At 41.3% G+C, this 9,967-nt stretch carries 8 protein-coding genes; all 8 read right to left on the bottom strand.

Annotated features, from left to right (window positions below; translation table 11 throughout):
• Positions 1-140: 140 nt before the first annotated feature.
• The gene (locus IE054_RS17595) at positions 141-488 is read right to left on the bottom strand and encodes a copper resistance CopC family protein (RefSeq protein WP_189408566.1); all 348 of its coding nucleotides are present in this window, start codon (positions 486-488) and stop codon (positions 141-143) included.
• 47 nt (positions 489-535) lie between these two features.
• Positions 536-3,688 carry an efflux RND transporter permease subunit gene (locus IE054_RS17590; RefSeq protein ID WP_189408565.1) on the bottom strand — a complete coding sequence of 1,051 codons (3,153 nt, stop codon included), beginning with the start codon at positions 3,686-3,688 and terminating at the stop codon, positions 536-538.
• Between the two features lie 15 nt (positions 3,689-3,703).
• Positions 3,704-5,458, bottom strand: a complete 1,755-nt coding sequence (locus tag IE054_RS17585) for an efflux RND transporter periplasmic adaptor subunit (protein ID WP_189408563.1) — start codon at positions 5,456-5,458, stop codon at positions 3,704-3,706.
• Complete coding sequence (locus IE054_RS17580; RefSeq protein ID WP_009575234.1) at positions 5,458-6,843, bottom strand: TolC family protein; 1,386 nt, start codon at positions 6,841-6,843, stop codon at positions 5,458-5,460. Before IE054_RS17580 ends, IE054_RS17585 begins: the two co-directional genes overlap by 1 nt.
• On the bottom strand, positions 6,843-7,340 hold the full coding sequence (locus IE054_RS17575; protein ID WP_024017190.1) for a DUF411 domain-containing protein: 498 nt from the start codon (positions 7,338-7,340) through the stop codon (positions 6,843-6,845). The genes IE054_RS17580 and IE054_RS17575 overlap by 1 nt, the downstream gene beginning before the upstream one ends.
• 103 nt (positions 7,341-7,443) lie before the next feature.
• On the bottom strand, positions 7,444-7,821 hold the full coding sequence (locus tag IE054_RS17570) for a hypothetical protein (protein ID WP_189408562.1): 378 nt from the start codon (positions 7,819-7,821) through the stop codon (positions 7,444-7,446).
• A gap of 188 nt (positions 7,822-8,009) precedes the next feature.
• Complete coding sequence (locus IE054_RS17565; RefSeq protein WP_189408560.1) at positions 8,010-9,221, bottom strand: permease; 1,212 nt, start codon at positions 9,219-9,221, stop codon at positions 8,010-8,012.
• A 255-nt stretch (positions 9,222-9,476) separates the two neighbouring features.
• The gene (locus IE054_RS17560; protein ID WP_268245076.1) at positions 9,477-9,860 is read right to left on the bottom strand and encodes a cation diffusion facilitator family transporter; all 384 of its coding nucleotides are present in this window, start codon (positions 9,858-9,860) and stop codon (positions 9,477-9,479) included.
• Positions 9,861-9,967: the final 107 nt, after the last annotated feature.

Genomic DNA, 9,967 nt, shown 5'->3' with positions numbered 1-9,967 from the left:
TCGATCAACTGCTTGTAACTCATGGTAATACTCTTGTTTTTTGGCGATTACAGAGTACCACCAACAGGCAGTTGATCTCTTCTCACCGTTTAACCATGAGTGGTGCACTTATTATCTGAATTCGGGATTACTCTACTTAATTAATGAACCATGAAGCCAAAGTTGTCCTTCTTCTTGTGACCATCTTTACCTAAGAAAGTGACATCTACGATGTAATTGGCTGGAGCCAACTGAGGTAGCTTCCATGAGAATTCACTGCTCGCTTCTTTTGAAGGTTGAAAGCCAAACTTTACTTTTTTTCCCTGCTTATTTTTTAACGATACTTTGACTAAACGCACTTCTTTACTGAACTTAAGTGTAAGTTCCTCTGGGGATGTCATTAACATTGCATTATCCGAAGGCGAACTTTTTTCAAGATTTACGTGTGCGAACACAGCGCTACTAATAACAACGCTGATTACCGCTAAGATTTTGATTAATGCTTTCATATTTACCTCTTTTAAAATTTATGGTTTAACGACTAAATTTAGCTTTTTTATAACTCTTGATTAAAGAAATTTATTTCTCTCTTTTTAACAATTGAATAAATAGCAGGCAGTACAATGAGAGTTAGTAACACTGCACTCGTCATCCCACCGACCATAGGTGCTGCGATGCGACTCATGACCTCCGAACCAGTGCCTGTTCCATATAAAATAGGTAATAGACCGATGATGATTGTTGCCACGGTCATCATGACAGGGCGTACACGCAAACCAGCGCCATGTAACAAGGCATCTTGATAATCTGCGTCAGAAATCTGTTCTGCTCGCTCGGTCGCTTTTTCCTTGAGATCTGTAAGAGCTTGATTCAAGTAAACCAGCATGATGACTCCAATCTCTACGGCAACACCTGCTAGCGCAATAAAACCAACACCTACAGCGACGGAAAAGTTAAATCCTTCCAAATACATTAGCCATAAGCCACCAATCATTGCCATAGGTAATGTCACGACAATAATGGCTACTTCGCTAAACGAGCGGAAATTCAAATAGAGCAAGATCAAAATAATGGCTAGCGTTAAGGGCAAAACAAATGTCAATTTTTCTTTTGCTCTTTCCATATATTCATACTGCCCAGCCCAAGAGATTGAGTAACCTGTTGGAATTTCTAGATTTTGCTCAAGGTACTCTTTAGCATTCGCTACATATGTCCCGACATCCACGCCTTCGATATCAATAAATGACCAGCCATTAATGCGAGCGTCTTCACTTTTTATTCCCGGAGCGCCATTCTCAACACGGATATCTGCTACATCTCCCAATGCGATACGCTGATCATTCGGAGTAATAACAGGCAATCTAGCGAGTTGCTCAGGCGAATCTCTATAGTCTTGTGGATATCTTAAATTGACAGGGTAACGCTCTTGTCCCTCCACAGTTTGAGTGACATTCATGCCTCCAATAGCCGTCGATACCACCTGCTGAACATCAGCAATATTTAACCCGAATCGACTCGCCTTTTCACGAGAAATATCTATTTTGATATAACGGCCGCCAGCTACACGCTCGGAATAAACCGATGCTGTTCCCTCTACCGCTGGTAACAATTGTTCAATTTGCTGACCTATTTCTTGAATCTTATCAAGGTCAGGTCCTGCTACCTTTATTCCAACAGGAGTTTTGATACCCGTCGCTAGCATATCTATCCGGGTTTTTATTGGCATCACCCAAGCATTTGTTAAGCCGGGTAATTTAACCAATTCATCAAATTCAGCTTTTAAACTTTCAGTGGTTACTCCGTCTCGCCACTGCTCTTGTGGTTTCAACTGAATGAATGTTTCAATCATCGTTAAAGGGGCAGGGTCAGTGGCGGTTTCAGCACGACCAACTTTGCCAAAGACGGTCTCGACTTCAGGCACTGTGCGAAGTAACTTGTCCGTTTGTTGTAATAATTCGCGAGCTTTACCAATGGATATGCCGGGGTAAGTTGTTGGCATATACATCAGGTCACCTTCATCCAATGGCGGGATGAATTCACTACCAATCTTATTAACAGGCCAAAAACCCACGGCGGTAACCAATAACGCAATTACAATGGTTGATTTAGGGAATTTCATAACCTGTCTTAACACAGGCATATACAGAGCGGTCAGTACGCGGTTCAATGGGTTTTTCTTTTCCGATATAATCTTTCCACGAATAAAATATCCCATAAGAACGGGAACCAGAGTTATTGCCAATCCAGCGGATGCAGCCATCGCATAGGTTTTAGTGTATGCAAGAGGGGCAAACATTCTTCCTTCTTGAGCTTCTAGAATAAAGACTGGTAAGAATGACACTGTGATAATAAGTAGACTGAAAAACAATGCTGGACCAACTTCACTTGCAGCTTTAGCAACAATTTGCCAACGGTTTTCATCCGTCAATGGCACGCCCTTTTTATTAAGAGCTTCCATGTGCTTGTGCATATTTTCAATCATTACAATTGCACCGTCCGTCATGGCTCCTATCGCTATTGCAATCCCACCTAATGACATAATATTGGCATTGATACCTTGCATGTACATGATGATAAAAGACACCAAAATTCCTAAAGGCAAGGTAATAACTGCGACAATGGAAGAACGTAGATGAAACAAAAATGCCGCACAAATTAGTGCAACCACAATTAGCTCTTCAATCAATTTATCTGATAGATTGCTAACCGCTCGTTCAATTAACTTAGATCTGTCATAAACAGGAACAACTTCAACACCTTCAGGCAAAGAGGCTTTTAATGATTCAAGTTTTTCTTTTACACCGTCAATTGTTTGCTGTGCGTTTTCTCCAAAGCGCATTACCACGACGCCACCAACAACTTCGCCTTCACCATTTAACTCCGCTATCCCTCGGCGCATCTGTGGACCCAATCCAACATCAGCTATATCGCCAATACGCAATGGCGTACCCTGCTCATTAACGCCTAACGGTATTTTTTCGATGTCACCAACGGATTGAATATAGCCAGTGGCAGTTACCATGTACTCAGCTTCGGCCATTTCAACAACAGACGCACCTGTTTCTTGGTTACCTCTTTTCAGCGCCATTTGAACGTGAGTCAATGGTATGCCGTAGGCTCGCAACTTATCTGGATCAACTTGAACTTGGTATTGTTTAACCATGCCACCAATTGCAGCGACCTCAGAAACTCCCGGAACCGTTTGAAGCTCGTATTTTAAAAACCAGTCTTGGATACTTCGCAACTGACTAAGATCATGATTACCAGATTTATCAGTGAGCGCATATATATAAACCCAGCCCACACCTGTTGCATCAGGCCCTAGCTGTGGTTTTGCTGCATCTGGTAAACTCGAAGCAACTTGACTCAAATACTCCAACACACGACTCCTTGCCCAATAAAGGTCTGTGTCGTCGTCAAATATGATGTAGACATATGAGTCGCCAAAGAACGAATAACCTCGAACCGTTTGTGCTCCCGGTACTGAAAGCATCGCAGTAGTTAAAGGAAAAGTTACTTGATCTTGTACTACCTGAGGTGCTTGTCCCGGATAACTCGTTTTGATAATTACTTGAACATCTGACAAGTCAGGAAGCGCATCGACAGGTGTATTTTTTAACGCAAATATTCCACCAAATGCGATGATAAGCGTGGTTAATAACACAAAGAAACGGTTACCCACTGACCATCTAATTATTGATTCAATCATTACTAATCTCCCTATTTAATGGTTCGAATGATCGACAACAGCTTTCTGTTCATGATTTGTCTCATGTTCGTCGCTGTTTTTTTCATTTGCTTCAAGGGAAATTTCAGTGATAACCAATTCATCTCTCACTTCAAACGTGAAAGTGACGTTGTCACCAACATTAAAGTCAGCTATTTCTATATTTTCCGCGACGATAAAATCCATCGTCGCAGCAGGTCTATCCCACTTCTCTATTGGGCCTCGACTAATATTGAAAGTGCGATTGCCTAAGGTTATTTCATTAATTAAACCTGAGACTGTTGCAGAGGATACTTCTGGCTGACTCATGATATGAATACCAGTTACTTCATATCCACTATCTTCGGTTTTAGACACCTCGAAGTGTAAAGATTGACCTGACTTTAAAGAGTCAACATCAACATTCTCAGCCACATTAAAGTCCATTGTCATTTCCGGCCAATCCCAAGCTTCAGCCGGGCCATGTGTAATATTGACCATACGATGTCCTGTCATGACGCTGTTTACTTCACCTTGCATCCAGATAGAGTTCGGCACCTCATCATGTGTCATACGCTTAAAGTCTGATGACTTACTTGATTCCGAATCAGTTAGGAATTGAGCAGACGTAACAACAACATCATCTTCATTTAAACCGCTCAGAATCTCGATACTATCTTTATCAACTCGACCAATAGTTACCTCAATTGATTTAAACTGTCCGTCACCTAAGGCGAGGACGACTCTGTCTTGCTTGCCTGTGCGTATGACCGCTTCTTTAGGAACAATAATCGCACTGTCGGCTTGATTCGCATGGATCGAAACTTGTGCGAACATATTGGGCTTTAATTGAAAATCAGGATTACTAAATTTCAAGCGAACTCTAAGTGTGCGAGTTTTACTGTTTAATGCTGGGTAAACATAGTCAACCACACCTGTCCAATCTTCTCCGGGCAAGTAGTCTAGAGTCATCGATACTGGCAACCCTTCTTTGATAAGCGCTGCATCTCGTTCAAACACTTCAGCCTCTACCCATACTTGGTCAAGTTTGCCGATACTAAGCAAAGTATCTCCCGGTTTCACATAGAAACCTTCTCGTATTTTTAACCCATCTACAACACCTGCTTGAGGCGAATAAAAGGTAATTGTTTGTTGAACTTTTTTTGTTTGCTCTAGTTCTTTAATCAAGCCTGCTGAAAGTTGTAAGGCTTTAAGACGATCTTTAGCTGCCGTAACTAACGAGCCGTTATTGCGCTTTAAGGCGATTAACAATTCTTCTTGAGCATTAACTAACTGGGGAGAATATAAGCTGTAAAGGGGTTGACCTTTTTCTACAGGGTCACCCTCAGCCTTAACGTATAGTTTTTCGATCCAGCCATCAACACGTGGGTGGATATGAATTAGTTTATCTTCGTCATATTGTACATAACCCACCGTAGAGATTTCAGTGTGCATATTTTCTAGCTCAACAGGTGCGGTACGAACACCAAGATTATTCACCACATGAGGAGCGACCCTAACAGCACCGGGGCCGAAGTCATCAGTTGATGATTCATCTTCATACACAGGAATTAAGTCCATCCCCATAGGAGATTTACCGGGCTTGTCCCGGCGGTAGTTAGAATCCATCGGGGCAACCCAATAAAGCGGCTTTTTCTCTTCAGAATTTGTTTTCGGTCCTTCAGAGTTAGGATTTAGGAATAAACCCAATGTCCCAGCACCTATTGCTGCACCAATGATGATCGCGATAATTATTTTTGTATTAGATGACATTATTTCTCTCCGAATTTACCAGTGTGTGCGGGTGCTGATTTTGAATGTGACTGTGCGAAGAAATAATTGATACGAGTTACTGTTTTCAATGCATCAACATCTATTTTTAGTGCGGAAATTCTGGCATTAAGCATTGCGATTCTAGCTCGAACAACTTCAGAAAAATCACCATCATCGTTGGTATAAGCAGTCAACGAAGCTTCTGCGTGGTCGTGGGTTTGCGTAAGCAATTGTTCTTTATATATTGACTGCCTTTCTGATAGTCTTTTCAGCTGCCTTAGCTCTTTTTCAATTTCGCTAATCATTTGTTTTGTTAACAGCAATTTCTCTGTTCTGACAGCTTCTGTTTCCGCGATTGATGCGGCAACTTGTTTATCTTGTCTATTTTCAGTGAATAACGGTAAATCAAACGTCACACCAACAGAAAACAAGTCTGCTCTATTATCTCCTGATGGCATATCATCACGATAGGCATAGCTGGCGTTTACTCCCCACTGGGGCTTATATTGTTGTTTGGCTATATCAACAGCTGTTTCAGTCACTTTTTTCTGAACATCAATTGAGCGAATCGCAGGGTGATTTTCTAATTCTAATGCCAGAGCATTTCGCGAATAATGAGCCTTCTTTAAAAATGCGGGGGTTTGCAATCGAATTTCAGGTAGAGTTTCTGAGACATTGAATGCCATTGGTTGCGCGTCAAAATCAAACGCTTTTTCATAGTTACTGTCATCATAAAGATGAAGCCATTCGTTTAGACGAGCAATTGAGGTTTCTAATTTTTGCCTCTGGACTGTCAACCTATCTTCCAATTGAACGATTTCTAGTTGTGCTCGAATGACATCTTGTTGTCTTGTTTTTCCAATCACATTTGAGTAACTGGCTTTTGCTATCTCCGCCATCTGCTCAAATAGTTCCCAATCGTTCTCGATTAACTTAATGGTTTGTTGCGCTAGAAAAGCGTCTAACCAAAGTTGGGAAACTTCACTTTTCAATTTCGCCTTACGATTTTCGCGTAACAGCGGGTATTTAGTTGATTCGATTTTTAGCTGTTGTCGTTTGAGTTCCAAACTATCTCCTCTAGGAAACATTTGAGAAACTCCAACTTTAAATTGAGTCATACCTTCCTGATCTAAGTTCCATGTATCTGTTGGTAAATTCATCATGCCCACAGACATAATAGGGTCAGGCAATGTTCCAGAAGCTATACTGTTATACTCAACAGCTTGCTGTTTCAACTTGCTGCCGTGCAGCCAAGGGTCATTTTGCTGTGCTAATGCTATCGCCTGATCAAGTGAAATGATCTTTTCTGCTTGGGCATAAAATGCAGAAAACCCGATCATTAAACTAACAGTAATCTTTAACAGACTTGGAATTCCAAATTTCATTAGAATTGCTCCTCATAGGTTTTCACCTCTGCATACACTTCGCTAGTACCATCTTTAAATAGAATCAACACGTTATAAGGCATAAAACGTTCACCTACTTCCATCCCCGGAGAGCCAACAGGCATCGCTGGGACTGACAAACCAATGGCGTTGTTGTGTTTTTCAGCTAAAAATTGTTTTATGAATTTGGCAGGCACATGCCCTTCAAACGCAAAGCCATTTCTAGTAACGGCTGTATGACAAGAGCGATAATTAGGTTTGATACCGTACTTAGTTTTTATATTGGAGATGTTGCGGTAATCTTTGGAGTGCGCAATCACCCCTTCATCTTCAATATGGGTTATCCACTTTTTGCAACATCCACAAGTCGGAGTTTTGTAGACTAATAACTCGATTAGCTTTGCTTCGACATGACTTTCATGATTATGCTCGGTAGCGTGAGTAAACGCTGGTATTAGCAGTATAGCTACCGCTAACTTAAAAAATAATTTGATCATTTTGCCCCCAGACAATGCTGGATAAAATATAGGCGCAATAGCGCTTAATTAATTAACAAGAAAAGTTATTCTGTGCGTAAATTTTGGACGCACTAACCCTGTGTTAGGCAAATATTGGTGGACGGAAAAGGGAAGTAGACATTGACTTTGGGTGTTCAGCGCCTTGGTTCACTATAGCTTCAGTAAAGCCCAAAATATCAGGTGAACCATTGTTTGAATTCAAAAATGTGACTGATGTACATGCATTTGCAGGACAAATACAGTCTACGTCGCAGCAGTCTTTTGAACTTGAAGCACTAGCCTTCATATCACCATGTTCCATACCTTCATGAGACTTCATTGAAGAGTGTTCCATAGTCATATGAGATTGATGAGAATCTGCCGACATTTCACAAGACATAGATGTATAAGCAAATGCTTGCCCAACAAAGGCAGTAAGCATGGCAACAACAACTAAGACTTTTGAAAGTGGTTTAAACATACAGTTCTCTTAAAATTACCTTATCATGATAATCTAAACTTGTGTTTGTGTAAATGATACAGAGCATTCCCTCTCAAAAAAAACTAACTGAGCACAACGGTTATCAGCAATTCAGATATGACTGTATAGACGAGGCTAGAAGTAGGCTCGATGCAGGTCGCCCAATTTAAGAAAACTGCGCTTGTAGATTAGAAAAATGGAAGCACAGCCACACCAATTGCAAGCCATCCATACGCGACAATTGAAAGCGACAGCAGTATCCAGTCGCCAAGGCTTCGATTAATTGACATCGATTTTTCTTTTTTATAGTACTGCCAAACGATGAATGCGGTGGTTAGCGCGAGAAAGAGCAAGTTCAAGAAAAACGTGTAGTCTATGTTAAAAAACTCACGATCTGTCATTGACTGAAATCCTGAAGCATCAGGCAAGTGTCCCAAGAGATCGAGTCCATAGTGCATGACGAGCGATACGCCCACAAGCGCACATAGAAATACAATCAGTATATAAATGGCCATTTTCCAGCCATAGTACTGCGCCTGAATCCGCAACACTGGAAATACCACCAGATCACTAAAGATAAACGCCATTACTCCAGCGAAACTTACCCCCTGCCCGAATAACACGGCCGCTAGCGGAATGTTGCCCATGGAGCCGATAAAAGTAAAAAAGGCCGCGACGGGGCCAACGATGGTTTGCGCAAGAATTTGCAAAAAGGAATTCGATTCTTGCCCGGCTCCGATGAAAAGTGATTGAAAAAATTCAGTGGGAACAAATACCGCAATGATACCGGCGACAGTGAATCCAATGGTTACATCTTTCCATACCATCTTCCATTCCATCGTGTAGCGGCTAGCAACTTGGTGCCATCCCGCTTTACTCACTATTTTATCTTTCCAGCTTTTTTCCTTGCTATTCGCTTGGTTATCGCCACCTTCTGCTTTTTTTGCATGCTCTCGCGACTTTTCCTCAAACTCTTTTTTACACGTCAGTTTGACCAACAGCCAAACGGCTAGGATAAGTAGAATACCACCGACATATTCTCCTACAACAAACTGCCACCCAAGAAAGATAGAAATGATTATGCCTAATTCCACCACCAAATTGGTGGACGCCAACATGAAAGCAAGCGAAGGGATTAAGCCTGCACCTTTTGCAAATAGAGCACGCGTTGTTGATAAAGCCGCGAAGGAACAGGAACTGGAAATAAAACCAAAGAAAGTGCCCAATGCGACGCTTTTGGGTCCGGTTTTTCCCATGGACTTTTGCATTCTCTCTTTGGTGACAAAAACTTGGATCATTGAGCTTATTAGGTAACCAAGCGCGAAGGCCCAAAAAGCCATCCAAAATAGGCCCAAAGTAGTGTGGGCGGCCTCTTGCCATTGCGTTAAAAACTCACTCATGTTTCCCCTCCTTTCGCACGATGTGAATCTAACCCTGATTCAGTTAAAAGCTTTATGGATTCCTGTTGATTTTTATATCCTAAACATTGGCTAAATGGCTTCGTACACTCTGTGTAGTCTTCCGAAGACTAGGCGCTTCGTTTTATCTGCTCAGTTAACAGCATTACCTGATAAAAATCTAAGTAACTAAAAAACGATTATAGTTTCTATACTATGAATTAAGTCAGTTTTGAGAGAAAGTATTGTATTCGCCAGTTACTTCTTATCAACGTTGATTTCTCTTGCTTTAGTGTAGGCCTCCCAACCTTCTTTTGCTGCATAAGGTACAATGAGCAACGCCGCCACAGGATCTGCCCACCACCAACCTAACCAATTTACCAATAGCAAACCAGCAAGAACAACGATAGTCTGGTATAAACAGATAAAGGTATCTTTGGCATCGGCAAGTAACGCTGGGCTGTCCAGCTTACGACCATATTTTCTTTTGAAATAAATAAGAATAGGGTTGATAAGCAAAGAAGTAACTAAAATGATTAACCCCATAGTGCTCCAGCTTGAAGTTTGCTGACTAAGAAGTTTTGTAATTGAATCATAAGATATAAATATACAGACCAAAGTAAATGTAGTGGCATAGTGAATTTGGCCACCTAATTAGAGCTGCTATGATAGCAGCATAACAACATTAGGTGACAAAATGGCAAAGAAGAAAGGCCCGAATTTCAGCCCTGAATTCAGACTCGAAACAG

Source organism: Alteromonas halophila (genome assembly GCF_014651815.1).
Taxonomy (GTDB): Bacteria; Pseudomonadota; Gammaproteobacteria; order Enterobacterales; family Alteromonadaceae; genus Alteromonas; species Alteromonas halophila.
This window is presented reverse-complemented; position numbering and strand designations above follow the sequence as displayed.